A 24,592-nucleotide genomic window follows, 5' to 3' on the forward strand; every position below is an offset into this window, starting at 1 on the left:
GGATGAAGAAGATCATCAAGAACGGAACGATTGTAACGGCGGCGGACACGTTTGCCGGGGATATCGCCATCGAGAACGGCATCATTACGGAAATCGGGCTTAACCTGCAAGCGGAAGGGGCCGAGGTCGTCGACGCTTCCGGCTGTTATGTCTTCCCGGGCGGGGTCGACCCGCATACGCATCTGGATATGCCGTTTGGCGGAACCGTGACTGCTGACGACTTCGAGACGGGAACCATCGCTGCCGCCTATGGCGGAACAACAACGGTCATTGACTTCTGCCTGACGAGCAAAGGGCTGCCGCTTCAGCAGGCGGTGAATACCTGGCATGAGAAATCGCAGGACAAAGCCGTGATCGACTACAGCTTCCACCTGATGGTGTCCGAGCTGAACGACCAGGTGCTCGCGGAGCTGCCGCAAATTATCGAGAATGAAGGCATCACTTCCCTTAAAGTGTTCATGGCCTACAAAAATGTGCTTCAGGCCGACGACGGCACGCTCTATAAGACGCTCCAGGCCGCAAAAAAAGAAGGCGCGCTCGTCATGGTCCACGCCGAGAACGGCGATGTGATCGACTACCTCGTGAGTAAAGCGCTGGCCGAGGGCAACACCGATCCGATCTACCATGCGCTGACCCGGCCGCCGGAGCTGGAGGGCGAGGCGACGGGCCGCGCCGCCTATTTGACCGAGCTGACCGATTCGCAGCTCTATGTGGTGCATGTAACCTGCGCCGAAGCGGCGTGGAAGATCGAGGAGGCCCGCAAGAAAGGGCTGCGCGTCTACGGCGAGACCTGCCCGCAATATCTGGTGCTTGACCAGACCGCGCTTGAGAAGCCGAACTTTGAGGGCGCCAAATATGTATGGTCCCCGCCGCTGCGCGAGCAATGGAACCAGGACGTGCTGTGGAAATCCCTCTGGAACGGCAGTCTGCAGACGATTGGCTCCGACCAATGTTCCTTTAACTTCAAGGGCCAGAAGGAGCTGGGTCTTGGCGACTTCTCGAAAATTCCGAACGGAGGGCCGACGATTGAAGACCGGTTCACCATTTTGTACTCGGAGGGTGTGGAAAAAGGCCGCATCTCGCTGAACAAGTTCGTGGACATTATCTCGACGACTAGCGCGAAGCTGTTTGGCCTGTTCCCGCAAAAAGGAACAATTGCCGTCGGCAGCGATGCCGATATCGTTATTTTTGATCCGTCCGTACAGCGGACCCTTTCCGCCGAAACTCATCATATGAACGTCGACTATAATGCCTTTGAAGGCTTTGAGGTGAAGGGAGAGCCGGTATCCGTACTAAGCCGCGGCGAGTTCGTTATCCGCGACAAGCAGTTCGTGGGCAAGGCGGGCGCCGGCAAGTATTTGCAGCGCAAACGGTTCGGAACCGCTCCGGTGGTACCGGCCAAAGCCGAGATCAGCGGAGGGGTGGTTTAATGTCAGCATACGATGAATTCGCTAAAGAGAAGCAGGAAATCGACGCTCTGCTAGATCAAGGCTATACCGTTACCGGTATGCTGGAAACGCTGGACGGAGCCAAAGTGAAATTTGACGGAGGAGAGCCGGGGAGCGTTGAGCTGCTGCTTCTGACGGCGGATGCTAGGAAATATGTGACGACGCTCGTTTTTGCGGGCTTGCAGAAGGCGCAGTAGCCGTCTCTCCATTCATGAAAAGCGTACACCCGAAAGTCCGGGGGTACGCTTTTTTGGCGATACCTGGTTTTCTGAAAAAGAAGCTGAAAATGGGGATTGACATCAAATAGCGGGTACTCTATATTATTGATTATTAATTAAACGCATTGATTTAATAGGATTTATGATTGATTGACCAGTTGACTGGAAATCAAGCCAAAGTGACGCCGTCCAGGCGAAGTGGCTTGATTTTTTTATTTTTTGGAAAGAAGGCGGTTCGGGCATGATCACCGTTACTAAACTGAACAAGAGCTACCGGACGCGCAGCGGAACGGTTCCGGCGCTTCAGGATATTAATCTTCAGATCGAGAAAGGTGAGATATTCGGCATCATCGGCTTCAGCGGTGCCGGGAAGTCCACGCTGATCCGCTGTCTGAACCGGCTGGAGGAGCCGGATTCGGGCCGCATTGTGATCGGCGATACGGTCATCACCGATCTTAAGGAGCGTGAACTTCGGCTGGCCCGCCGCAAGATCGGGATGATTTTTCAGCAGTTTAACTTGTTCGATTCCAAGACGGTATTCGAAAATGTCGCGTTTCCGCTGAAAGTGGCAGGTTATCCTAAGTCAGAGGTGAAGCGGCGCGTCGGGGACATTCTGGAGCTGGTGAAGCTTACGAACAAGGCCGGCAGCTATCCTTCCCAGCTGAGCGGGGGACAGAAGCAGCGGGTAGGCATAGCCAGGGCGCTGGCCGGAGAGCCGGACGTGCTGCTGTCGGACGAAGCGACCTCGGCGCTAGATCCGCAGACGACCCATTCCATTCTGGAGCTGCTCGGGGATATTAACCGCAATCTCGGCCTTACGATCGTACTGATTACGCACGAAATGGATGTTCTCCGTCACATTTGCAGCGGCGCCGCCGTGATTGAGGGAGGACGCATCGTCGAGAGCGCGCCCGTCCGCCAGCTGTTTCAAGACCCGCAGAGCGATACGGCCAAACGGTTCGCCGGAATTTTCGACTTCTACAAGAGCGGGCAGCACGGCGACACTCCGGAGCAGGAAAAGGAGGCTGTGCTGCGATGAGAGACGATCTGGCCGAATTGCTGTGGGAAGGATTGCGGGAGACGCTGTACATGGTGGCGTGGTCGTCGGTCTTCGCGCTGTTTCTGGGAACGCTGCTTGGGATCACGCTGGTCGTTACGGAGAAGGGAGGAATCCTCTCCGCTCCCGGAGTAAACCGGGTAATCAGCACCGCCATCAACGGCGTACGCTCGATCCCGTTTATCATCCTGATTGTCATTCTGCTGCCGTTATCCCGGCTGATTGTGGGCACAACGCTCGGCCCGACGGCGGCAATCGTGTCTTTATCCATCGGCGCCGCTCCGTTTCTGGGAAGAATTATCGAGAATGCCCTGCGCGAAGTGGAGGACGGCAAGATCGAAGCAGCCAAATCGGTAGGCGCGGGGCCGTTCACCATCATCCTGCAGGTGCTTATACCCGAAGCTCTGCCCGCTCTGGTCCGGGGGATGACGATCGCCGTCATATCCATCACCGAATTTACGGCGGTGGCGGGAGCCATCGGCGCGGGAGGACTCGGGAGCCTGGCGATCCGCTTCGGCTATCAACGGTTCCGGACCGATATTTTGCTCGGGACAGTCCTTCTTATCATCTTGATTGTGCAGCTTATCCAATGGTCCGGCGACTATATCGCCCGCTCCATTGACCGGAGACGCTGCAAGAACGGTTAAAGCGTAGTAATACTTTTTTACATACATATTTCAGAGAAAGCAGGGATTGGGATGGCGAGAAAAAGAAGCTTATGGTTTGCGGCGGTCATTGTGGCGACAGGAATCCTGGCCGGCTGCGGATCGCAGAACGGTAACGGGGAAGCGGCGGCTCCGCAGGCCAGCACGGCTGCAAGCGAAGCGCCCAAGGAAGTGACAATCAAGGTGGGGGCGTCGGCCGTGCCGCATGCCGAGATTCTGGAGTTTATCAAGCCGAAGCTGAAGGAAGAAGGCGTCAATCTGGAGGTCGTTACGCTGGATGATGACGGACAGCTTAATCCTGCTCTCCAGGAGAAGCAGATCGATGCCAACTACTTCCAGCACGTTCCTTATCTGGATTCCGTTAAGGGAGAGAAGGGCTATGATTTCGTAGTTACGGCTAAAGTTCATGTGGAACCGATCGGCTTCTACTCGCAGAAGCTGAAGAGCAAGGACGAAATCCCGCACGGCGCGAAAATCGGCATTCCGAACAATCCTTCCAACGAATACCGGGCGCTTGTCCTGCTTCAGCAGCAGGGGCTAATCAAGCTGAAGGACGGTATTACGACTTACGAGGCGACTCCCAAAGATATCGTGGATAACCCGCATAACCTGGAGTTTGTCGAAGCGGATGCCGCCACGCTGCCGCGTTCGCTGCCCGATCTGGACGGAGCGATCATCAATACCAACCTCGTCCTTGAGGCGAAAATCGATCCCAAGTCGGCACTGTTCCGCGAAGACGCGAATTCGCCTTACGCCAATATAGTGGTTGTCCGCAAAGGGGATGAGAACCGCGAGGAGATCAAGAAGCTGGATGCAGCTCTGACCAGTCCGGATGTCAAAAAATTTATCGAAGATAAATACGGCGTAGCCGTCGTGCCGGCGTTCTAGAGTTCGCCAATGAAACTTTAGTACAATCCATTTTTGAGGCTGTCCCACAAGTAAGTTTCTTATATCTTTAGGGGCTCCTCACATATGCAAAAACAAACAATCCGGCCGGTCAAGGGATTTATCCTTGGCCGGCCGGTTTCATTTTGGCCTACCGCATGTTTCCTCAGAAAGAAGCTTCACTTCCACTTCATATCCACTATCTGTTTTACTCCGGTTTTCCCACACAAAAACCCAGTTTTCGACCAATCCCGCGCACCCATTGATATCCCGATTAGAAGAATTATACAAGAATTTGGTGAAATTTGTCGATTCAGATATTGTATTTGAGCTGGCGTATTCCGATAAATCAAATATGTGAGGAAAAAACTGGAGTTAAAAAACGGTAAGTGGAAGGAGATTTCAATGAGAGTGAGAGTAAAATTTATAAGTAATAAAGCAAGAGGTGTACTATTCGCAGTCCTTGTTGGATTATTATTTTCTTTTGGATTCGTCGGATCGAAAGCAGCCTTTGCAAATTCTGAATTAAATCGTCCGGAGTTTCACATTACTCCTCAAGCAGAGTGGATGAACGACGTCCAAAGACCTTTATACATCAACGGTCAACACCATTTGTACTATCTTTATAACGACGATTTTTCATGGGGCGGAAATGGTACAGAATGGGCTCATGCGGTGTCTACGGATTTAGTTCACTGGGAGAGGAAACCGGTAGCTATACAAAAATATAAAACTCCGTATGGAGACCCTTGGACGGGCAGTACGGTTGTCGATGAAAATAACACAGCAGGATTCGGCAAAAATGCTGTAATTGCGCTGGTAACGATGCCATTTGAAGGACAATCTACTCACCTTTGGTATAGTACAGATGGCGGAAATTCTTTTAAATATTATAGTATCGTCCAGCATAATCCAACAGGAAGTGCCGATTTTAGAGATCCCAAAATCATTTGGCATGAAGAAACCCAAAAGTGGGTCATGCTACTAGCAGAAAGAGATAAAGTGGGATTTTATACATCTTCTAACTTAAAAGACTGGGAGTATACTTCTTCTTTTGTAAGACAGGATATTGGAATTATTGAATGTCCTGATCTTTTTCAATTGAACGTCGATGACAATAGCGATAATAAAAAATGGGTCCTGATGATCGGGGGAAACGGGTTTAATTATGGTTTAACAACAGGCTCCAGTTACTTTGTAGGTGACTTTGACGGAAGGGAGTTTCATGCTGCAACTAATGTCAAATGGCTGGAACAGGGCGCAGACTCTTATACAGGGGTTACTTGGGATGCTCCGTATACAAATGGGAACTTCAGGTACTTTATTTCGTGGATGAATAATTGGAATTATGCAGGCAAGCTCCCGTGGGATACGTTTAATGGAAATACGAGTATTGTAAGAGAAATACGGTTAAAAACAACACCTGACGGATTAAAGCTGGTGCAAAAACCGGTATGGAATCTTCTTGATAATTTTCTTACAATAATGGATATAAGAGGGGAAGATATATACACGGGTCAAGAGAATATTTTTAAAGATTTTCATGGACTTTCTTATTCTATTGAGGCCCAAATAGATGTTGCAGATTTAACGGAAGGCAAGTTTGGGTTTTCTGTTAGAGATGGGGACGGGCAGCATGCAGATCTGACCTATGATAAATCAATAAATGAATTTGTGTTTAATAGGGGAAGTTCAAGGATAAAGGTTGATGTTGAGGAGTTCAACAGACCGCAAAGAGTGATTGTACACCCGAAAGAGGGGAAAATTAAGCTGGAAATATTAGTGGACAGGAATGCAGTCGAAGTATTCATCAATGACGGGGAATACGTGCTGAGTAATATAATATTAAATGATTTGTCTTCAGATGGATTGAGACTATGGACAGATGGACATGTGCATTTAGATTACCTAAAACTAAGGAATTCTAATGAATTAACGATCAACTAAACAGAATGCCTCAAAGGAGACGTTATGTCCGATGAACTATGAAATTGTGCATACGAATACGTTCACATATGAAACGCAAGTCGATCAAAGCTTGAATACGATCCGGCTTAAACCCTTGACGGATGAAGTACAGCGGCTGCTGATGTACCGGGCGGAGATCACACCGGCTTCCCTGACCCAAGAATATACCGATCTGTGGGGCAATCAGGTGGAGACTTTTTTTATACCCGAGAAGCATAATCTGCTGGAAGTAAAGACCACGTCGGTCGTAAGCATTCAGCGAGGTTCCTTTATCTATGAAATCCAGTATTCGAAGCGGATGCAGGATATTTTTCATTCCCAGCAATTCCGGCAGCATTATCTGTCCTTTCTGAACGAGACCGACTATACCTTGCTGCACCCGGAGCAGTTGTCGGAAGTGAAGCGCGGGCTGGGCGAGATGGACAATCCCGTGCAGTACGCTTTACGGGTTATGAAGTATGTATACGAAACGTTCACCTATTGCGGGGAGGCGACAAGCGTGAACACGTTGGCCCGGCAGGCTTTTGAACTGAAAAAAGGGGTGTGCCAGGATCTGGCCCATGTCATGATCGGCATCCTGCGCGCAGGGCGCATCCCGGCCCGGTATGTTAGCGGGTATTTATACGTCGGCGAAGATTCCGCCCTGAAGGGCGATGCGGCCACTCACGCCTGGGTCGAGGTGATGGTGCCGGGCATCGGCTGGGTCGGCCTTGACCCGACCAATAATGTGGAGGCGCTGGACAATCACATCCGTGTTGGAACGGGTCGCGATTATGCTGACGTCAGCCCGCTGCAGGGCGTTTATCGCGGAGGCAGCAGTACGCTGGACGTCGGCGTGTCCGTGACACTGCTGGAGCATCCGGGGGAATGACGCCGGAACGGCGCGGGCGAATGCAGCTTGTGGTGCCGCCGGAACAGGCCGCCGTTGTTCCTGCCCGGACGCCGTCCCATCTCCCCGGCGGGAGAGAATACGGCAGTCGATTAGCACCGCGGGCGCGAACAATTGGGCTAACGTCCCGCCTCGTATTCCGGCCGTAAGATCGACAGGATATGTTCCGACTCAAACCCGCTTTCCGTCATAACACAGTCCCGCAGTGTGCCTTCATACACAAAACCGACGGTTTCATAAAGATGCCGCGCGCGAACATTATGCTCCCGGACATCCAGCCACAGCCGATGGACCGGGGTGCTGCGAAAAAGCCAGCTGATAAGCAGCGGCAGCATTTCTTTGCCGTATCCGCGGCCCTTGCGCTCGATGACAATGCGCTGGATGCAGACGGAAAGATTAGCGTTTTGAAGGCCGGTTACGATTACGTACCCCGCCGGCTCCCCCGTGTCCGTCTCGATGATCAGATGCAGCATCCCGGCATCATGCAGCGCGGCGCGGTGCTGATCCGCTGTCCACTGGCCGATAAACGGCCGGTTGTCCTCGCTTCTTTCAGCGGCCAGCACGAATTCCAGGTCCTTCTCTTCGGTCTTCCTCAGTGAGAGGATATTCGAATGAATCCGCATGAGTCTTCCTCCTTTTTTGATAAAAATATAGCATATTAACAAAACTATAACTGTAAATCTTCGTGTGATATAATAAAGAATCTCCATAATTTTGAACAAGAATGAGGGCAAGCCATGGATTCCATCAATCAGCCCCCAAAGCCGCCGCAAAAGGCGACAATCGCCGATGTAGCCAAGGCCGCCGGGGTTTCCAAGACGACCATTTCCCGCTATTTGAGCGGTGACTATAAATCAATTTCCGATGCCACTCTGCAAAGAATTAAACAAAGCGTGAAAGAGCTCCGCTACCGCCCGAGCCGGCTGGCCCGAGGCCTGCGCCAGGACCGCAGCTATTCCATCGGCATGATCTTCGCAGACATTTCCAACCCCTTCTCCACCTCCGTTCTGAAGGGGGCCGAGGACGTGTGCACGAAACAGGGGTACAGCATGATTGTGTGCAATACGGATAACGATCCCGAGAAGGAAAAAAATTATATCGCGATGATGCATGCCCAGCGCGTTGACGGGCTGATTATCCACCCGACCGGACAGAACCTGGAGAATCTGCGGGAACTCTCGGAGGACCAAATTCCGATCGTATTGATCGACCGCAGAATCCCGGGACTTAAAGTCGATACGGTAGGGACTGATAATGAAAAGGCCATGATCCAAGCGACGGGGCATTTTCTTGATCAAGGATTTGAGCGGATCGGCTTCTTCTCGCAGCCGATTCAGCGTGTCAGCTCCCGAATTGAGCGGGCCCAGACCTTTGTCCGGATTCTGGCTGCGGCCGGACATCCCAGCGTCGACGATATTTACGAATATGAGCCCCGGATTCAGGGGCAGTTCGACGAACAGCTGGACCGGTTTATTGCCGAGACGCAGGGTCAATACCGGATGATTTTTGCGGTCAATGTAGTGACCCAGCTGAAATTGATCAATGCTCTGCAGAAGCGGGGGCTCCGCATCCCTGAAGATGTCGGCTTTGCCGGTGTTGACGATTCGGAGTGGGCGCCCGTGGTTGGTTCCGGACTCACAACGATTGCGCAGCCGACCTTTGAGATTGGCAATAAGGCGATGGAGCGGATTCTGGAGCGGATAGCCGGCGATAACGGACCGGAGCAGCATTTTGCCTTGTCTGCGAATTTGATCACAAGAGGTTCAACTCCATCAAGAAATGCTAAGATCCTGTGAACTGTATTGACGGAGGAGCCTCCCCTCATGTATCTTTATGCCAGTGGAACCGATACCGATAACCGATTCCATTCCTAATCGATTAGCGTAGGTTGTGAAAAGTGTCACTTAGGGTCGCTTGAATTAAAAGCGGCTCATCTTTAGAAGTTGAATGGAACCGATACCGTTTATCGATACCATTGAGTTTTCTAAAGGGTAGAAGGGCTATTTTTTGACTAAAGGAGAATTTGGGATGACTCAGGTATTTACGACGACGGCTTCCCTCGGCCCGCTGGCCGCAGACGGGGGACAAGAATTATGTGTCCCGGTAGCCATAGCCGGAGGATGCGCCGGTATTGAAATTCGCAGAGAGCTGTTCCGGGAGGAAACTCCCCGCCTGGACGATCTGAGTGACTTGATCAGGAAGGGCCAGCTTGTAAGCGTTTATTCGGCACCTATTGAGCTGTGGAAAGCGGATGGTTCGCTGAATGTGGAGAAGCTGGATGTTGTGATACCGGAGGCGCTGTCAATCGGAGCGGTATGGCTCAAGACTTCGCTTGGGCATTACAAATCCGGAGTGTCGGATCTCGAAGGGCTGAAGAAGTACTGGAATAGCCTTGTTTCCGACTCGGACGCTTTGGAATTGACGGTTGAGAATGACCAAACACTTCATGGCGGTAATGTAGCAAAGCTTCGTAAATTTTTTGAGGATTGCCAAGAAGCGGGGCTGTTTATCCAGATGACCTTTGATATCGGCAACTGGAACTTTACCGAAGAAGAAGCCATGAAAGCGGCGGCGGAACTAAATAAATATGTCGGCTATATTCATTTAAAACATGTAGAGAAAATCGATGGGAAGCTGGTAACTCTGGGACTGCCGGAAGATAAAGATAGCCTATGGCGTAGCATTCTGGACCTGCTCCCGCGCGATGTGCCGCGCACAATTGAGTTTCCGGTTGAAGGTGAAGATGTTGAAGGGGTTCTGCGGAAGTATGTAGACATGATTTCGGAGGCGTAGCCTTTACGCTTCCGAAGCAGGTGCGAATCGCACCGAGAAAGAAAACGCTGTCAATGTGTTGGTCTTCGATTCCGAAGCAAGTTTTGCGAAGTGCACACTGAAAGCAGATGCTGTCAAAACTTTTAGGAGGAATGGTTATGAAAGCATGCGATGTTGTAACATTCGGAGAAGCCATGGCTATGTTCATCGCTGATCGTCCGGGCGAGCTGCATCAAATCGAAAAATTTACAAAAGCACTGGCCGGAGCAGAAACAAATGTCTCGATCGGTCTGGCCCGGCTCGGCTTTGGCATGCGGTGGATCAGCAAGATCGGAAACGACGCATTTGGTAAATTCATTGTCGAAGCTCTCCGCAAAGAGAATGTAGATGTGGATGCGGTATTTGTTGACGAACGTTATCCGACGGGATTCCAGATGAAATCCAAGGTGCTGGACGGCGATCCGCAGGTTCAGTATTTCCGCAAAGGCTCTGCTGCCAGCACAATCTGTCCGGGAGATGTCGACATGAATCACTTTACATCGGCAAAGCATCTCCACTTGACAGGGATTCCGGCAGCTATCTCGTCCTGCGCTCGCGAGCTCTCCTTTGAAGCGATCAAAGCGATGAGAGCAGCGGGCCGAAGCATTTCGTTCGACGTTAACCTGCGGCCGAAGCTGTGGGGCAGCGAAGCCGAAATGATCGAAACGGTCAACGCGCTCGCTGTTCAAGCGGACTGGGTTCTTCCGGGCATGGGAGAAGGCAAGCTGCTCACCGGTTATTCCAACCACAGAGATATTGCAGCCTATTATCTGGACCGCGGGGTACAGCTTGTGGCTGTGAAGCTTGGACCGGAAGGCGCGTATTACCGCACTCCGACCGAAGAAGGCATCGTCGAAGGCTTCAAAGTGAAGGCAGTGGATACGGTCGGCGCCGGTGACGGATTTGCCGTAGGCGTAATCAGCGGTCTGCTTGACGGCCTGTCGGTAAGCGAAGCGGTACGCCGCGGAAACGCCATCGGAGCCCTTGCGGTAACAGCGGAAGGCGATTCGGAAGGTCTTCCAACCCGTGGACAGCTGTCAGCTTTTATGGAAGCATCCGTTATTATTTAATGAGGAGAGAATTATAAAATGGAAAATAAAAAGCTGGCTCCAAGCCGATGGTTAAAACTGATTCCTGTTATTTTTATCACATATAGCTTGGCTTACCTGGACCGCGCGAATTACAGCTTCGGTTCGGCATCGGGCATGGCCGATGATTTGAACATTACACCATCCGCTTCCTCGCTGCTGGGCGCGCTGTTCTTCCTGGGATATTTCTTCTGTCAGATTCCTGGTGCGACTTATGCCGCGAAGAGAAGTGCCAAGAAGCTCGTATTCTTCTGTCTAATCTTGTGGGGATCTTGCGCAGCCGCAACCGGTTTGGTCAACGATATCCGGGTTCTCTATGTCATCCGGTTCACACTTGGGGTGGTAGAAAGCGCTGTAATGCCGGCGATGCTCGTCTTCCTCAGCAACTGGTTCACCAAAAGCGAACGCTCCCGTGCGAATACGTTCCTGATTCTCGGAAATCCCGTTACGGTTCTCTGGATGTCCATTGTGTCGGGATATCTGGTACATGGCCTCGGCTGGCGTTACATGTTTATCGTTGAAGGCTTACCTTCCATAATTTGGGCATTCTTCTGGTGGAGACTTGTCAAAGACAAACCAAGCGAAGCCAAGTGGTTGTCCGACAACGAAAAGAAAGATCTTGAGCAAGCGCTTCTTGAAGAGCAAAAGGGTATGAAAGAAGTCAAGAACTACCGCGAAGCGTTCAAGAACCCGAAAGTTATTATGCTGTCCATTCAATATTTCTTCTGGAGTATCGGTGTTTACGGTTTTGTAATGTGGCTTCCTTCCATTATTAAAGAGTCGTCCGGTATGGGAATTGTCAATGCAGGCTGGTTGTCCTCGGTTCCGTACCTGGCTGCCATCATCGGTATGCTTGGCGTATCGTACTATGCTGACCGCACCATGAACCGCAAAGGTGCCGTTTGGGTTTGTCTGCTGATTGGCGCGATCGCTTTCTATGGTTCCTATTTGATCGGGGCTTCGAACTTCTGGCTTTCCTACTCGCTGCTGGTTATCGCCGGCGGAGCGATGTATGCACCTTATGGACCTTTCTTCGCGATCATTCCGGAGCTTCTGCCGAAGAACGTTTCGGGCGGCGCGATGGCGCTCATCAATAGCTTTGGCGCACTCGGTTCTTTCGCAGGCTCTTACATTGTAGGTTACCTGAACGGCTCTACCGGTTCGCCTGACGCTTCCTTTATCTTCATGTCACTGGCGCTTGTCGTATCCGTCGTAATGACTATTGTTGTTAAAACGCCTAAGGGAAACGCTCCTGACGGTGAAAAATTGGCCGCTTAAATTCCGTTTGGAAGACACGGCGCAGTGTGTCATATTTGGCACAGCGCCGTCTCTTCCCTTTATGTATTATAAAAATGTGATATTGACATATTCGTTCAGAAAAAATCAAGTGGACAAAATCAAGCAGTAAAATGTGGGGGGAATTTATAATGAGTAACCGAATTTCTACTATTTCGCCTTTTACGAGAGCGATTCTGAAGGCTCACCTGTGCTCCTGCGGCGTAGACTACTCCAAAATGGATAAGCCTGTTATCGCCGTAGCCAACTCCTGGAACGAAATCGTGCCGGGACATGTGCATTTGCGCCAGCTGGCCGACCGTGTGAAAGCAGGCATCGAAGCAGCCGGAGGTTTGGCTCTTGAGTTTAACACCATCGCCGTTTGCGACGGTATCGCGCAAGGGCATGAAGGCATGAAATATTCGCTGCCCAGCCGCGAAATCGTAGCCGACAGTGTGGAGACGATGGTGAAGGCGCATGGTATTTTTGACGGCATGGTCGTCCTGAGCTCCTGCGACAAAATCGTTCCGGGCATGCTGATGGCAGCCGCTCGCCTGAACCTGCCGGGTCTTGTTGTGCTGGGCGGCGTAATGCCGAACCACATCAAGCCGAAGGAATCCAAAGCGGCAAGACGCGCATTCCTCGACGGCAAGCTGGACGAAAAAGGTCTGGTTGAAGTAACTAACCAATACTACCCTGGCCCTGGCGCGTGCCCGTTCCTTGGAACAGCCAACACAATGCAAGGTCTCTCCGAGGCGCTCGGCATGGCTATGCCGAATACGTCCTGGATGCAGGCATTGTCGGACGAGCAGCTGGACGCTGCGGAAGCGGCCGGACGTCAAGCCGTTGAGCTGGTGAAGAAAGGCATTACGCCAAGCCAGATCATGACCCGTGAAGCATTCGAGAACGCCATTTCCGTGCTGCTGGCTATGGGCGGTTCGCTGAACGCGTGCCTGCATCTGCCGGCGATCGCGCATGAGCTCGGCATCGAACTGCCGATGACCCTGTTCGACGACATCAGCCGCCGTGTACCGTTCCTGGCGGGTGTAACGCCGAATAACCAGGAATATACCACGAACGACCTGCAGCGCGCCGGCGGCATGAAAGCTTTAATGAAGGAACTGGGCGGGCTGCTGCACACCGGTGCTCTGACCGTGACAGGCGATATCGTAGAGAACAACATTGCGGACGCAGAGGTGCTGGACCGCGACGTCATCCGCACGTTGGAAGAGCCGCTCGACAAGGAAGGCGGCGTGGCCGTACTGGTAGGCAACCTGGCGGCAGACGGCGCGCTGATCAAGCAATCGGCGGTAGCTCCTGAGCTGAGAAGCTTCACGGGTCCGGCGAAGGTGTTCAACTCCGAGGAAGCTTTCTCGGATGCCTATGAAGCGGGCCTGATTGAGGAAGGCGACGCGGTCGTCATCCGTTACGAAGGACCGAAAGGCGGACCGGGCATGCGCGAACTGCACCGCTGTACGGAGATCCTCGGAAAGTTCAAGCGCGCCGCACTTGTAACGGACGGCCGTTTCTCGGGCGCGACATCGGGTCTGTCGATCGGATATGCGAGTCCCGAGGCTGCCGAAGGCGGTACGATCGCGCTGGTGCAAGACGGCGATATGATCGAGATCGATATCGCAACCCGCAAGCTTCAGCTGCATGTGTCGGAAGAAGAGCTGGCGAAGCGCGCGAAGCATCTGGAAGAGTTCAAGGTTGAGGCCAGCAAGCTGCTTCGTCTGTACGCGCAGCATGCTTCCTCGGCATCCAAGGGCGGCGTGCGCGTAGTATCTGATGGCAATGACGAATCGCAGGTCATCAAAGAGGAGGTAACCGTATGCCAAAAGTAGTTGCACTGCCGCGCTCTTTCTCCCGTTCGGAGGAAGCGAAGGAAATGCTCCTTCAGGCCGGATTCGAGGTCATCTGGAATACGGAAGGCCGTCCGCTGAAGGAAGCGGAATTGATTGAAGTCATCAAAGGAGCGGACGCGCTCATTACCGGGATTGACGAGGTTACGGCGAAGGTGCTGGAAGCGGGTGCTCCGACACTCAAGGTCGTAGCCAAATACGGCGTCGGCTATGATAATATTGATGTGGAAGCTGCGAACCGTCTGGGCATTCCGGTTACGATTACGCCGGGCGCTCCTACCCGCTCGGTAGCGGAACTGGCGCTGACCCTTATGCTGAGCGTTTCCCGTCATATTCCGCAGATGAATGCAGGAGTTAAAGACGGGGGCTGGGGCCGCATCACCGGTACCGAGCTTGGAGACAAAGTGCTGGGCGTTGTGGGTCTTGGCGCCATCGGAGCCGAAGTCGTGAAGCGCGCAGTTGCTTTTGATATGAAGGTTATTGCGTATGACGCGTTTGTCCGTCAGGATATGATCGACAAATATGGCGTGCAGTACGTTACGCTTCCGGAGCTGTACGCTCAGTCCGATTTCATTACCCTGCACGCTCCGGCGATCCCGGAAACGGTCGGCATGATCAACAAGGAATCTCTGGCCCAAATGAAGAAGTCCGCGATTCTAATCAATACAGCCCGCGGAGATCTGGTCGTCGAGCAGGATTTGTACGAGGCGCTGTCCTCGGGACAAATCGCGGGCGCCGGATTGGACACCTTTGTCCAAGAGCCGCCTGCGACGCTGGACATCGTCAGCCTGCCCAATGTGGTGACCTCGCCGCATGTCGGCTCCAACACGGTAGAAGCTGGTTACCGGATGGCAAAAATGGCCGCGGAAGAAGCTATTCGCGCGGTGAACGGAGAAGCGCCTAAATTCCCGGTCAAGATCCCGGTTAACAAGTAAACGAAAAAATAACCGAAGCAAGTAAATCGGATAGATCACGTTATTTTTAAACAAAGGGGAACTGGAAATGAAAAAACTGCGTATTGTCAATCAGATACATGAAGGTGGCGTCGTCGCGGTGCTCCGCGGAGATTCCCCTGAAGAAGTTGTGGAAATGGCGAAGCAATCGATCGCCGGCGGCATCAAAATTATCGAAGTTACGCTGACCGTACCGTTTGCTTTGAGAGCGATCGAGAAGCTGGCCGCCGAATATTCCTCGAGCGCGCCTGCGGACTCCGATAAATATGCGGTAATCGGCGCAGGAACCGTGCTTGATCCTGAGACCGCCCGCGCCGCCATCCTGAGCGGATCGGAATTTGTCGTCGGACCGTCGCTGAATCCGGAAACGGTCAAGCTGTGCAATCGGTACCGCGTTCCGATCATGCCGGGGGTTATGACGGCGAAGGAAATTCAGGAAGCGCTCGACCTGGGCGTCGACGTTGTGAAGCTGTTCCCGGGCAACCTGTACTCGCCAGCTATGATCAAGGCATTCAAGGGCCCGCTGCCGCAAACGAACATCATGCCGACTGGCGGGGTCAACCTGGAGAACCTGAAGGACTGGATCAAAGCCGGAGCCTTTGCCGTCGGTATCGGTTCCGACTTGACGACAGATGCCATTCGCGAGAAGGACTACAGCCTGGTTGCCAAGAAATCGGCCCAGTATATTGAAGCGTTCAAAGCAGCGATCAAATAAGGCTGCGATTCATTGAATAAGGTTGGCCCACCGTCATGTGAAACGGACGGTGGGCCAACTTTTTTTTGAAATATAAATTTGTGAATAGGGAAGGGGAGTTTGCCGGAAGGGAAATGGGTACAGTTATCATGTATAATAAGGCTGTTGAAATCATTGGAAAGATAAGGAGCACCTAAGGCTGCTATGTATGTATTGGATGTTATTTCCTGGCTTACCGAGGAGAATCTCCGCGGCATGCTGGAGCGTTACCGGTCGCTCGGTCCTTTCCCGGGGATTGTGCTGACCTTTATGAAGTCTTTTGTTCCGCCGCTGCCAACCCTGCTTATCGTCGGCCTGAATGCCGCGGTGTACGGGCTGTGGCCCGGGTTTCTGTACTCCTGGATCGGAATTGTTGCGGGTTGTCTGGCAACTTTTCTGATCATCCGTAAAATCGCCTCCTGGCGCTTCTTGCGCAAATGGGCCCAGCGGCCGAAGGTGGCGAGAGCCATGGAGTGGGTGCGGCGGAGCGGTTTCAGCTATGTATTCCTGCTGAGCCTGTTCCCGGTTGGGCCGTTCGTCGTTATCAATCTGGCCGCCGGGCTTGCCGGAATGCGGCTTCGCTCTTACCTGCTGGCTCTGGCCGCAGGCAAGGCTATTATGGTGTTCGCCGTATCGTTTATCGGCAGTGATGCCGGAAGATTTATCCGAAATCCAACGGAAGTTCTCTATGTGCTGCTGTTCGTTCTGCTGTCGCTGTGGGGCGTCAAATCGATTGAGGGTTATTTTTCAAGACTTTCACATAGCGGGGGGAGACGGCGGAGGCCCTAAGTCCAAATACTTTTTTAAGAAAAGAGGAATGTGACGCATGAAATACCGCAAGCTTGGAAGCACGGGTCTTAACGTATCGGTAATCGGAGTAGGAACCTGGCAGTTCGGAGGCGAATGGGGGAAGGATTTCACCCAGAATGAAGTCGATGCCATGCTGGACAAGGCCGGCGAGCTCGGCATCAATCTGATTGATACGGCTGAATGCTACGGAGACCATCTCTCCGAAAAATTCATCGGCAGCTACCTGAGCCGCCGCAAACGCGAGAACTGGATTGTCGCAACCAAGTTCGGCCATCATTTCAGCGGCCATCTTAAGCGGGAGCAGCTGTGGAGCGCGGAAGATGTGCTGAAGCAGCTGGACGACTCGCTGCGCGCGCTTCAGACGGAGTATATCGACCTGTACCAGTTCCATTCCGGCACGGACGCCGATTTCGACAACGACAAGCTGTGGAATATGCTGGACGCGCAGAAGCGGGCGGGGAAAATCCGTCACCTGGGTGTTTCCATCAGCACCGCCAATGACGGCGTTCATCAGACGTCCTCCGCTCCGGAGATCGGCGCCGAGGCGATTCAGGTGGTATATAATCGGCTGGAGCGGCAGCCGGAAGAGAAGCTGTTCCCGCTGTGCAGGGAGCACAACCTTGGAGTGCTGGCCCGGGTTCCGCTGGCGAGCGGATACCTTAGCGGCAAATACAAGGCGGACGCGGTGTTCCAGGCCGGCGATGTGCGGGCGAACCATGATGCGAAGAAACGGGAGGAGCAGCTGCGCCTCATTGCCGAAATCGCCGCGAATGAAGTACCGGCCGGGCTCAATATGGCGCAGTGGGCGCTGGGCTGGTGCCTGCAGCATCCCGCGGTGACGAGTGTGATCCCGGGCTGCAAGAACGTGGAGCAGGTGGTCTCGAATGCACAGGCTGCGGATCTTGATATGGTTGCGGAGGGATAGCCTGGGGCGGTAAGAAGGGACAGGAGGCCGGGCCGAAGGTTAGGCTGGATTGGGTAATGGGCACGATCGTCGGCTGAACTGGGGCGGGACGTTGCGGAACTGAGGGGAAGCAGGGCTTAGTTGGGCTTAGCAGGGCTGAGCAGAACGTAGCGTGACGGAGCAGGATGGACCAACCGCATGGTGAAAATAATGCCAGCGCCATTGCCGCTGGCGATGCCCGCTCCAGGAGACGGGAACGTCCGCCGGGCCTGTGCCGTGTGCTGTACCGGCCGTAACTGAGGGAGCGGGGCGGTAAGGCTGGGAGTGGGGCGCCAGACCGTACGGCTTCGGCTTTGGCTGGCCTGTGCCTTGGGCACGATCGTCGGCTGAACTGGGGCGGGATGTTACGGAACTGAGGGGAAGCAGGGCTTAGTTGGGCTTAGCAGGGCTGAGCAGAACGTAGCGTGACGGAGCAGGACTTTGCAGGACTGAGCAGAACAGATCAGAACAGATAAGGTGGAAAAGTTCCCCTTTATTTGGCCTGAATGGGCCTTTTCCGGGTATGGACTGGAAAAACTCCCTCTTAATTCCGCGTTTCAACCGGAATGGACGGGGAAGCGGCAAATAAGCTGGAGTTTTTCCTGTTCAGCGAGTAAAAGTGTGCTGAAATTTGAGAATAAGCGGGAGGATTTCCGCTTCATGGAGAGGCTTGCTTGGGGTCATGGGCATGCCCTCCTAGCAAGAAGGCAAAAGACGAGCCGCAGAGGATAAGGTGGTTACACCATCCTCTGCGGCTCGTTTGCTTCGGGGGCCCTAAGGCGGAGAAGAGCCCCTCTTGATTGCAGCGGCAGTGCCGGGCTTGAAGGCCGGGCCTCCGCAGCTGGGGCGCAGAGGAGCGGCCTTCGTCCGGGCCGTATAGGCTCCCGGCCAGCACCCCGCCCAAGTGCCCGGCGCGCCTTCCGGCTGCGCAGCGCCGCAGGCCGCGTCCCGGCCAGTGCCCCGCCTAAGTGCCCGGCGCACCTTCCGGCCGCGCAGCGCCGCAGGCCGCGTCCCGGCCAGTGCCCCGCCTAAGTGCCCGGCGCACCTTCCGGCCGCGCAGCGCCGCAGGCCGCGTCCCGGCCAGCACCCCGCCCAAGTGCCCGGCGCGCCTTCCGGCTGCGCAGCGCCGCAGGCCGCGTCCCGGCCAGCACCCCGCCGAAGAGCCCGGCGCGCCTTCCGGCTGCGCAGCGCCGCAGGCCGCGTCCCGGCCAGCACCCCGCCCAAGTGCCCGGCGCGCCTTCCGGCTGCGCAGCGCCGCAGGCCGCGTCCCGGCCAGTGCCCCGCCCAAGTGCCGGCGCACCTTCCGGCTGCGCAGCGCCGCAGGCCGCGTCCCGGCCAGTGCCCCGCCGAAGAGCCCGGCGCGCCTTCCGGCCGCGCAGCGCAGCAGGCCGCGTCCCGGCCAGTGCCCCGCCGAAGAGCCCGGCGCGCCTTCCGGCTGCGCAGCGCAGCAGGCCGCGTCCCGGCCCCGCCCCACGGCCGGCCTACAGAGCAAACAGCCGCTCCATATCCGGTTCCTCCTCGCTCTCCGAGCGGTGGCGCCAGCAGTTGGTCGCGGGGCTGTAGCGGTAGTCGGCCTGCCAGACCTCCCGCTGGCTGACGATTGCCTTCAGGGCCAGGAGGATGAAGGCGACGTCGCCCGAGGTCATAACGGGATGCAGCGACAGGCGCACCCAGCCTGGCCGTAGCGACTGATCGCCGGCACGGATCGCCTTGCCCATCTGGGCGGAGGCTTCCCTGTCGATCGAGAGCAGGTAGTGGCCGTAAGGGCCGGCGCAGGAGCAGCCGCCGCGTGCCTGAATGCCGAAGCGGTCGTTCAGCAGTCTGACGACGAGATTATAGTGCATCTCCCGGACCGTCAAGGAGACGATGCCAAGGCGGCTGCGGACACCGCCCTCCAGTACCGTAATTTCCGGTATCGCCTGAAGTCCGTCCAGCAGCTGAAGGCACAGCTCGCGCTCATGGCGCAGAATACGCTCTGTTGTCATCCGCTCTTTTAGCCGGAGACATAGCGCCGTGCGGATCGCCTGAAGAAAGCCGGGGGTTCCGCCGTCCTCCCGGGCTTCGATTCCCCGGAAGTAGCTCGGAGCTTCCCACGGGCTCACCCAGGAAACCGTGCCGCCGCCCGGCTCGTCGGGCCGCCGGTTGCCGTAGAGGTCCGCACTAAATACGAGGACGCCGCTTGTGCCCGGCCCGCCCAGAAATTTATGCGGCGAGAAGAAAATGGCGTCCAGCCTCTCCAGCGGAGACGGCGGATGCATGTCGATGTCCGTATACGGCGCGCTGGCCGCGAAATCGACAAAGCACAGACCGCCATAGCGGTGCATGACCGACGCCAGCTGCCGGTACGGCGTTTCGATGCCGGTCACATTCGAGCAGGCAGTGAACGAGCCGATCTTCAGCCTGCGGTCCCGGTACAGTCTCAGCGCGGCTTCCAGCCGCCGCGGGTCGGCGCTGCCGTCCGGCCCCGGGGGCAGGACGACAACCTCGCCTATGCTCTCCTGCCACGGAAGCAGGTTGGAATGATGCTCCATATGAGTGACGAAGATGACCGGCCGCTCCTCGGGCACCACCTGTGGAGTTACCAACCATTCAGGCAGCCGGAGTCCGAGCAGACGCAGAAGCTTGTTGACGGCCGCCGTCGTGCCGTTTCCGCAGAACAGAAGAACATCGCGGGGACCGGCGTTCACATGCCGCTTAATGATGCGCACGGCTTCTTCGTAGGCCCGGGTCATCGTCATCCCCGTGGCGTTGGCCTCAGTATGCGGATTGCCGATCAAGGGGCCGAACTGCTCCTGTATTTTGCGCTCAATCGGTTCGTACAGGCGGCCGCTTGCGGTCCAATCGGCGTACAGCAGATGTTTTTTTCCGTAGGGGGTCGTTAGGGTATGTCCCAGTCCAATCGTTCGTTCGCGAAATGGGCTAAAATACGCCTCCAATGAATCATCCGCTTCCGCGGAAGAGGCGAGGGTGGATCTAAGCACGGGCAGTCCCTCCAGACGGGTAGTGTCTTTGGCCTTAGTATATGCCCGTGTCAAAAATAGGTTAATGCCCAGCAACGATGGCCCTCCCGCTTGCCAAGGCGATCCAAGTATGTACCCTGACGGCCAGAAGGCCGCCGTGCATTCTAAATAAACAGCTGCAGATCGCTTTCCAGGGCATCTTTTAAGTAAGAGGCGGCGTCGATAATCTCCACTTCCGGCAGCAGCTCCTCGGGCTTGAAGCCCATAATTTCCACCGACAGCTTGCAGGCGTAGAATTTGATGTTCTTTTTGCGCGCGCCCTTCAGGAAATGAATCAGCTTCGGCGCCCCTTGGTCCTCGATCATTTCCTCCAGCATCATCCGGCCAAGCCCGCTGAAATTCATGCGCGACAGCGGAAGATGCTCCGGCCCTTTCGGGGTAACGACATCCATAAGCTTCTCGTAAATCGTTTTGTCTTCTAGTGTCATTTTTTCGGGATCGCGAACGAGGAACAGCCCCCAGAACGCGAAGAATATGGTGACATCCACCTCGATATCGCGCGCGCTGTTGGCCAGAATCAGACCGGCCATTGCCTTGTCGTATTCACCGCTGAACATCAGCAGATTCATTTTTTTGCTCACTGCCTTAGCACCTCCGTAAGGGAATGACCTTAGTATGGGCCGGCAGGGCGAAGGTATCCATTTTTCACAATTTCACCAAAAAATGCGGAAAAAGCGCCTGACGGCGCTCTTGGGCAGAAGTTATTCAATTTATTCCATCTTCCGCGAAATCTCCCGCCCGTCCTCACCATCTTAAATATCCTTTCTGCTGTAAGATGGTCTTTATTCGTTTGCCCGATTGCACTCTTCCATCATAGCGGACCCTGCCTTCATGGCCAGCTCGGGGCGTTTCAGCAGAGGTCCGATTTCGCATGCGGGAAGAGTGCGGTAGAAAAGAAACCCCTGCACATGCTCGCAGCCGTGCGCCAACAGGAAGTCGGTCTGCTCCTGCTTCTCCACGCCTTCGGCGATCAGATCGAAGCCGAGCTGCGAAGCGACATAGACGATCGATTTGATGATGGTCTCGTCGATGGAGCTTTGGCCGATACCGGTGATGAAGGTGCGGTCGATTTTGATTTTGCTCACGGGAAAATGCTTCAGATAATTGAGGGAGGAATATTTGGTGCCGAAGTCGTCGACGGATACGATAATTCCCCGGTCGCGCATTTGCTGCAGCAGCGGGTAGTGCTCCTCCAGCAGGGCGGTGCTCTCCGTAATCTCGAACTCCAGGCAGTCAGGTGTAAGCCCGTAACGATCGAAGATCGCCATCAGCATCGGGATCAGATTGCGGTTATAGAACCAGCTGTTGGAGATGTTGACGGAGGTGCGCAGAATTTGCAGTCCTTCCCGCTTCCATGCGGCAAGCTGCCGGCATACTTCATGAATTACCCAATCGGTCAATTGGGTCATCAGTCCGGCTTCCTCAACAGCCGTGATGAAATAGCCCGGCGGAAGCAGTCCCTTCTCGGGATGGTTCCAGCGGATCAGCGCCTCCAGACCGACGACATCGCCGGTGGCCGCGTGGACTTGCGGCTGATAGTGCAGCACAAATTCACGGTTTTCCAGAGCGGAATGCAGATATTTGGCGATTAGCGTTTTTTGCTGAAGCTTCTCCTTAAGCTGGTCGTCAAACAGGTAATACCCTTTCCCGTCCGTCGCTTTGGCTTGATACATGGACATGTCCGCATACTTGAGCAAATCCTCTTTGGTTGTGGAATGCTCCGGGTACAGTGAGATGCCAATGCTGGTGGAGAGGTTAAGGTGGGTACCGGCGATGATCAGCGGTTTGGCGGCGATTGCGCTGATCTGCTCGGCCATTTGCGGGATTTGCTCCCGCGGCAGGTCCTGAAACAGCATGACAAATTCGTCGCCCCCGGTTCGCGCGAACAGCCTGCAAGGAAGACTTGCTTTATGTATTCGTCTGGCCAGAGTGCGGATGACCCGGTCGCCTGCCGAGTGCCCCAGCGTGTCGTTAATCTCCTTGAACCGGTTGAGGTCGAAGAAGAACAGGGTAAAGGTCTGTTCAGGGTCCGCCACCTTGAGCAAGCGGTCAAATTCATCCATAAAGAACCGGCGGTTCGGGATCTCGGTCAGACTGTCGTAATAAGCCAGCTTTTCGTACAGCCTTTCGGATATGCGAAGATCGCGCGTTCGGATATTGACCACCTGCTCCAGCTCGCGGTTGAATCGTCTTTGCCGGGTGAGATAATACAGCACAGAGGCAATGATCGACAGGAAGGCAAAATCGACCAGCAGCACGCTGATGAGCGCGTTCCATTTTACACTGGGGCTCAGGCGGGTGTTGATCAGCCAGTTTTGGTTATAGAAACGGATCGGAATGCTGATCAAGGTGCCTTTCTCCTCCATATGGGTGCCGAACAAATAGGCATGATCCTTCCCGGTGATATACACTTTGGAATTGCTGCCCAGAAAATGGCTGATAATATCGTTAATGCGAAGCGTCACAGAGACGATGCCTTCGAACGAATTATTGTTAAACAGCGCCTGTCTGATCACCATTCCGTACTCGCCTTGGGCAAGCAGCCGCGGACCGTCAACCGTAATGGTGCGGGAGCGGATCGTCTCCTCGATCAACCCCGGTGTGGACAGCTTCGGTTCGAGCAGGAGGTCCTTATTGAGAATGGCGGTATTGCCTTCGATCGGGTACAGATAACGGATGATGCCACCCGGTGCAATGACCAAATTCATCAGGTGGTTGGTGCTGTGGTAGGCGGTGGACAGGTAACGGTTAATCACATCCGGGTCGGCGCCGAAGCCGACGGTTTGGACAAAGGAGCTGACGCCTTTGACAATCGAGGCTCTCTCTTCAATATTCGAGGTCAGCATGAAGGCTTGGGAAGACAAATCGGCTTTGGCGGCACGGTACTCCCGGTCAACCGATACCTTATAATAGTAGAATAACAAAATTTGAAGAATAGCGATAAAGACGAGGATGATCGTTACAGGCTTTTTCTTGAAGAAAGCCATAAACTGCCTCCGATCACGAATAAGTGTGCAGGCATGGCAACAAAATTCGTCAAAGTATTTTTAAAATATAAGAATAGAATGTCACTAGAGGAGCCGCTCCGTCAATAGCATTTCACCTCTTCAGAGAACAAAAAAGAAACGGATGCGCGCGTCTGCCCGGTATGGGATAAACACGAAGATCCGTTTGACTAAAGTTGCCTTGGTTTGCTCTTATTTTTTGAAAATGCGCAGCGGTGCGCCAACCGGCAGGAAGGTGCGTCCGAAATGGGTGTTCAGAACGGAAGCGCCGCAGCCGTAGAACGAAACGATGGCAATGCCAAGCTCCGCGAAGGCCGCCAGCCGGTGGGAGGCTTCAGCCGCGATATCGAAAGAATTGAGGGTCAGGCCCAGAAACAGCAGATCGATCAGCGCAAAAATAATCAGCAGTACTTTATTCGTTTCGGTCGCGCCGATGGTCATGAACAGCGTGAAAATCAGATAGCCGAGGAACGCGAAGCCGAGCTGCTTCGGATCGATGGCATCGGCAAGCGCAGCCCCGAATACGCCAAGCTTGATCAGCCAGCTTCCAGCCATGCTGAACCAGAAAAAGGCGTAGGCTCCGAAAGCGGTCATACCGAAGGTGTTGTTGTGCTTGGCATCCTGGATGCAGGCAAACAGCTGGGCGAATGCGCCGAGGAAGACCGCCCATGGAATGACATAGCTCAGGCCATCCGTAATCTCAAGCTTTTGCGAAGAGGCCACCAGGGTGACGATTGCTAGTCCGAACAGACCGATCGCGCTTGGATCGGCGGTAACGATTTTGACGGACTGGGATGAAGAAGAATGAGGGGAATCGGTGCTCACGATTTTGCCGGAGCGGGAAGGGCCGGGTTGCGCTGACATAAACAATAAAGCCTCCAATACGGTTAAAATGTGGACTTATAAGGATTAGTGGAATCGATTCCGGTACAAGTCAGCCTATGATACCACATCGGTTGGGG

21 protein-coding genes are annotated in these 24,592 nt (G+C 54.4%); 16 read left to right on the plus strand and 5 right to left on the minus strand.

Annotation, left to right across the window (positions count from 1 at the left end; genetic code table 11):
* Window positions 1-2: 2 nt before the first annotated feature.
* The 7 genes from hydA (at window position 3) to G5B47_RS07140 (ending at window position 7,112) form a co-directional block, all read left to right on the plus strand.
* The gene (gene hydA, locus G5B47_RS07110) at window positions 3-1,430 is read left to right on the plus strand and encodes a dihydropyrimidinase (RefSeq protein WP_165096077.1); all 1,428 of its coding nucleotides are present in this window, start codon (window positions 3-5) and stop codon (window positions 1,428-1,430) included.
* A complete protein-coding gene (locus G5B47_RS07115; protein ID WP_165096079.1) occupies window positions 1,430-1,645 on the plus strand; it encodes a hypothetical protein in 216 nt (71 codons plus the stop codon). Before hydA ends, G5B47_RS07115 begins: the two co-directional genes overlap by 1 nt.
* A 262-nt stretch (window positions 1,646-1,907) precedes the next feature.
* The gene (locus G5B47_RS07120) at window positions 1,908-2,705 is read left to right on the plus strand and encodes a methionine ABC transporter ATP-binding protein (RefSeq protein ID WP_165096082.1); all 798 of its coding nucleotides are present in this window, start codon (window positions 1,908-1,910) and stop codon (window positions 2,703-2,705) included.
* On the plus strand, window positions 2,702-3,370 hold the full coding sequence (locus G5B47_RS07125) for a methionine ABC transporter permease (RefSeq protein WP_025336935.1): 669 nt from the start codon (window positions 2,702-2,704) through the stop codon (window positions 3,368-3,370). Before G5B47_RS07120 ends, G5B47_RS07125 begins: the two co-directional genes overlap by 4 nt.
* Before the next feature lie 51 nt (window positions 3,371-3,421).
* Window positions 3,422-4,276 (plus strand): MetQ/NlpA family ABC transporter substrate-binding protein, encoded by an 855-nt coding sequence (locus G5B47_RS07130; RefSeq protein ID WP_165096084.1) that lies wholly within the window; start codon window positions 3,422-3,424, stop codon window positions 4,274-4,276.
* 402 nt (window positions 4,277-4,678) lie between these two features.
* Window positions 4,679-6,220, plus strand: a complete 1,542-nt coding sequence (locus G5B47_RS07135; RefSeq protein WP_165096087.1) for a glycoside hydrolase family 32 protein — start codon at window positions 4,679-4,681, stop codon at window positions 6,218-6,220.
* Window positions 6,221-6,251: 31 nt separating this feature from the next.
* Window positions 6,252-7,112: a transglutaminase family protein gene (locus G5B47_RS07140; protein ID WP_165096090.1), complete on the plus strand. Its 861-nt coding sequence runs from the start codon at window positions 6,252-6,254 to the stop codon at window positions 7,110-7,112.
* A gap of 137 nt (window positions 7,113-7,249) precedes the next feature.
* Here the strand turns inward: G5B47_RS07140 and G5B47_RS07145 are convergent, their stop codons facing one another.
* Window positions 7,250-7,753, minus strand: a complete 504-nt coding sequence (locus G5B47_RS07145; RefSeq protein ID WP_165096092.1) for a GNAT family N-acetyltransferase — start codon at window positions 7,751-7,753, stop codon at window positions 7,250-7,252.
* Window positions 7,754-7,867: 114 nt separating this feature from the next.
* Here G5B47_RS07145 and G5B47_RS07150 point away from each other — a divergent pair, with 114 nt between their 5' ends.
* From G5B47_RS07150 to G5B47_RS07190, 9 genes are all read left to right on the plus strand, one after another.
* On the plus strand, window positions 7,868-8,926 hold the full coding sequence (locus tag G5B47_RS07150; RefSeq protein ID WP_165096095.1) for a LacI family DNA-binding transcriptional regulator: 1,059 nt from the start codon (window positions 7,868-7,870) through the stop codon (window positions 8,924-8,926).
* A gap of 232 nt (window positions 8,927-9,158) precedes the next feature.
* Window positions 9,159-9,923, plus strand: coding sequence for a sugar phosphate isomerase (locus G5B47_RS07155; RefSeq protein WP_165096097.1), 765 nt, complete (start codon window positions 9,159-9,161; stop codon window positions 9,921-9,923).
* 137 nt (window positions 9,924-10,060) lie between these two features.
* Complete coding sequence (locus G5B47_RS07160; RefSeq protein ID WP_165096099.1) at window positions 10,061-11,011, plus strand: sugar kinase; 951 nt, start codon at window positions 10,061-10,063, stop codon at window positions 11,009-11,011.
* A gap of 18 nt (window positions 11,012-11,029) precedes the next feature.
* Window positions 11,030-12,307 carry an MFS transporter gene (locus tag G5B47_RS07165; protein ID WP_165096101.1) on the plus strand — a complete coding sequence of 426 codons (1,278 nt, stop codon included), beginning with the start codon at window positions 11,030-11,032 and terminating at the stop codon, window positions 12,305-12,307.
* A gap of 149 nt (window positions 12,308-12,456) precedes the next feature.
* Window positions 12,457-14,148, plus strand: a complete 1,692-nt coding sequence (gene ilvD, locus G5B47_RS07170; protein WP_165096103.1) for a dihydroxy-acid dehydratase — start codon at window positions 12,457-12,459, stop codon at window positions 14,146-14,148.
* Entirely contained in the window at window positions 14,136-15,101 is a 966-nt protein-coding gene (locus tag G5B47_RS07175) for a phosphoglycerate dehydrogenase (protein ID WP_165096105.1), read from the plus strand. Before ilvD ends, G5B47_RS07175 begins: the two co-directional genes overlap by 13 nt.
* A gap of 67 nt (window positions 15,102-15,168) precedes the next feature.
* On the plus strand, window positions 15,169-15,834 hold the full coding sequence (locus G5B47_RS07180; protein WP_165096108.1) for a bifunctional 2-keto-4-hydroxyglutarate aldolase/2-keto-3-deoxy-6-phosphogluconate aldolase: 666 nt from the start codon (window positions 15,169-15,171) through the stop codon (window positions 15,832-15,834).
* 183 nt (window positions 15,835-16,017) lie between these two features.
* Window positions 16,018-16,641, plus strand: a complete 624-nt coding sequence (locus G5B47_RS07185) for a TVP38/TMEM64 family protein (RefSeq protein ID WP_165096110.1) — start codon at window positions 16,018-16,020, stop codon at window positions 16,639-16,641.
* A 37-nt stretch (window positions 16,642-16,678) separates the two neighbouring features.
* On the plus strand, window positions 16,679-17,587 hold the full coding sequence (locus G5B47_RS07190; RefSeq protein WP_165096113.1) for an aldo/keto reductase: 909 nt from the start codon (window positions 16,679-16,681) through the stop codon (window positions 17,585-17,587).
* Between the two features lie 1,499 nt (window positions 17,588-19,086).
* Here the strand turns inward: G5B47_RS07190 and G5B47_RS07195 are convergent.
* The 4 genes from G5B47_RS07195 to G5B47_RS07210 form a co-directional block, all read right to left on the minus strand.
* A complete protein-coding gene (locus G5B47_RS07195) occupies window positions 19,087-20,586 on the minus strand; it encodes an aminotransferase class V-fold PLP-dependent enzyme (protein WP_165096116.1) in 1,500 nt (499 codons plus the stop codon).
* Window positions 20,587-20,729: 143 nt separating this feature from the next.
* On the minus strand, window positions 20,730-21,206 hold the full coding sequence (locus G5B47_RS07200) for a DsrE/DsrF/DrsH-like family protein (protein ID WP_025336913.1): 477 nt from the start codon (window positions 21,204-21,206) through the stop codon (window positions 20,730-20,732).
* Between the two features lie 201 nt (window positions 21,207-21,407).
* Entirely contained in the window at window positions 21,408-23,612 is a 2,205-nt protein-coding gene (locus G5B47_RS07205; protein ID WP_165096118.1) for a putative bifunctional diguanylate cyclase/phosphodiesterase, read from the minus strand.
* A gap of 210 nt (window positions 23,613-23,822) precedes the next feature.
* Entirely contained in the window at window positions 23,823-24,494 is a 672-nt protein-coding gene (locus tag G5B47_RS07210) for an acetate uptake transporter (protein WP_165096121.1), read from the minus strand.
* Window positions 24,495-24,592: the final 98 nt, after the last annotated feature.

It is taken from the genome of Paenibacillus apii (genome assembly GCF_011043685.1).
GTDB lineage: Bacteria > Bacillota > Bacilli > Paenibacillales > Paenibacillaceae > Paenibacillus_AQ > Paenibacillus_AQ sabinae.

What these genes read in the sequence shown, in the direction of transcription:
- G5B47_RS07205 (WP_165096118.1), bottom strand. Translation starts at nt 23,612, where the DNA reads ATGGCTTTCTTCAAGAAAAAGCCTGTAACGATCATCCTCGTCTTTATC.
- G5B47_RS07185 (WP_165096110.1), top strand. Translation starts at nt 16,018, where the DNA reads ATGTATGTATTGGATGTTATTTCCTGGCTTACCGAGGAGAATCTCCGC.
- G5B47_RS07160 (WP_165096099.1), top strand. Translation starts at nt 10,061, where the DNA reads ATGAAAGCATGCGATGTTGTAACATTCGGAGAAGCCATGGCTATGTTC.
- G5B47_RS07130 (WP_165096084.1), top strand. Translation starts at nt 3,422, where the DNA reads ATGGCGAGAAAAAGAAGCTTATGGTTTGCGGCGGTCATTGTGGCGACA.
- G5B47_RS07135 (WP_165096087.1), top strand. Translation starts at nt 4,679, where the DNA reads ATGAGAGTGAGAGTAAAATTTATAAGTAATAAAGCAAGAGGTGTACTA.
- G5B47_RS07125 (WP_025336935.1), top strand. Translation starts at nt 2,702, where the DNA reads ATGAGAGACGATCTGGCCGAATTGCTGTGGGAAGGATTGCGGGAGACG.
- ilvD (WP_165096103.1), top strand. Translation starts at nt 12,457, where the DNA reads ATGAGTAACCGAATTTCTACTATTTCGCCTTTTACGAGAGCGATTCTG.
- G5B47_RS07115 (WP_165096079.1), top strand. Translation starts at nt 1,430, where the DNA reads ATGTCAGCATACGATGAATTCGCTAAAGAGAAGCAGGAAATCGACGCT.
- G5B47_RS07210 (WP_165096121.1), bottom strand. Translation starts at nt 24,494, where the DNA reads ATGTCAGCGCAACCCGGCCCTTCCCGCTCCGGCAAAATCGTGAGCACC.
- G5B47_RS07180 (WP_165096108.1), top strand. Translation starts at nt 15,169, where the DNA reads ATGAAAAAACTGCGTATTGTCAATCAGATACATGAAGGTGGCGTCGTC.
- G5B47_RS07150 (WP_165096095.1), top strand. Translation starts at nt 7,868, where the DNA reads ATGGATTCCATCAATCAGCCCCCAAAGCCGCCGCAAAAGGCGACAATC.
- G5B47_RS07165 (WP_165096101.1), top strand. Translation starts at nt 11,030, where the DNA reads ATGGAAAATAAAAAGCTGGCTCCAAGCCGATGGTTAAAACTGATTCCT.
- G5B47_RS07155 (WP_165096097.1), top strand. Translation starts at nt 9,159, where the DNA reads ATGACTCAGGTATTTACGACGACGGCTTCCCTCGGCCCGCTGGCCGCA.
- G5B47_RS07120 (WP_165096082.1), top strand. Translation starts at nt 1,908, where the DNA reads ATGATCACCGTTACTAAACTGAACAAGAGCTACCGGACGCGCAGCGGA.
- hydA (WP_165096077.1), top strand. Translation starts at nt 3, where the DNA reads ATGAAGAAGATCATCAAGAACGGAACGATTGTAACGGCGGCGGACACG.
- G5B47_RS07140 (WP_165096090.1), top strand. Translation starts at nt 6,252, where the DNA reads ATGAACTATGAAATTGTGCATACGAATACGTTCACATATGAAACGCAA.
- G5B47_RS07175 (WP_165096105.1), top strand. Translation starts at nt 14,136, where the DNA reads ATGCCAAAAGTAGTTGCACTGCCGCGCTCTTTCTCCCGTTCGGAGGAA.
- G5B47_RS07190 (WP_165096113.1), top strand. Translation starts at nt 16,679, where the DNA reads ATGAAATACCGCAAGCTTGGAAGCACGGGTCTTAACGTATCGGTAATC.
- G5B47_RS07145 (WP_165096092.1), bottom strand. Translation starts at nt 7,753, where the DNA reads ATGCGGATTCATTCGAATATCCTCTCACTGAGGAAGACCGAAGAGAAG.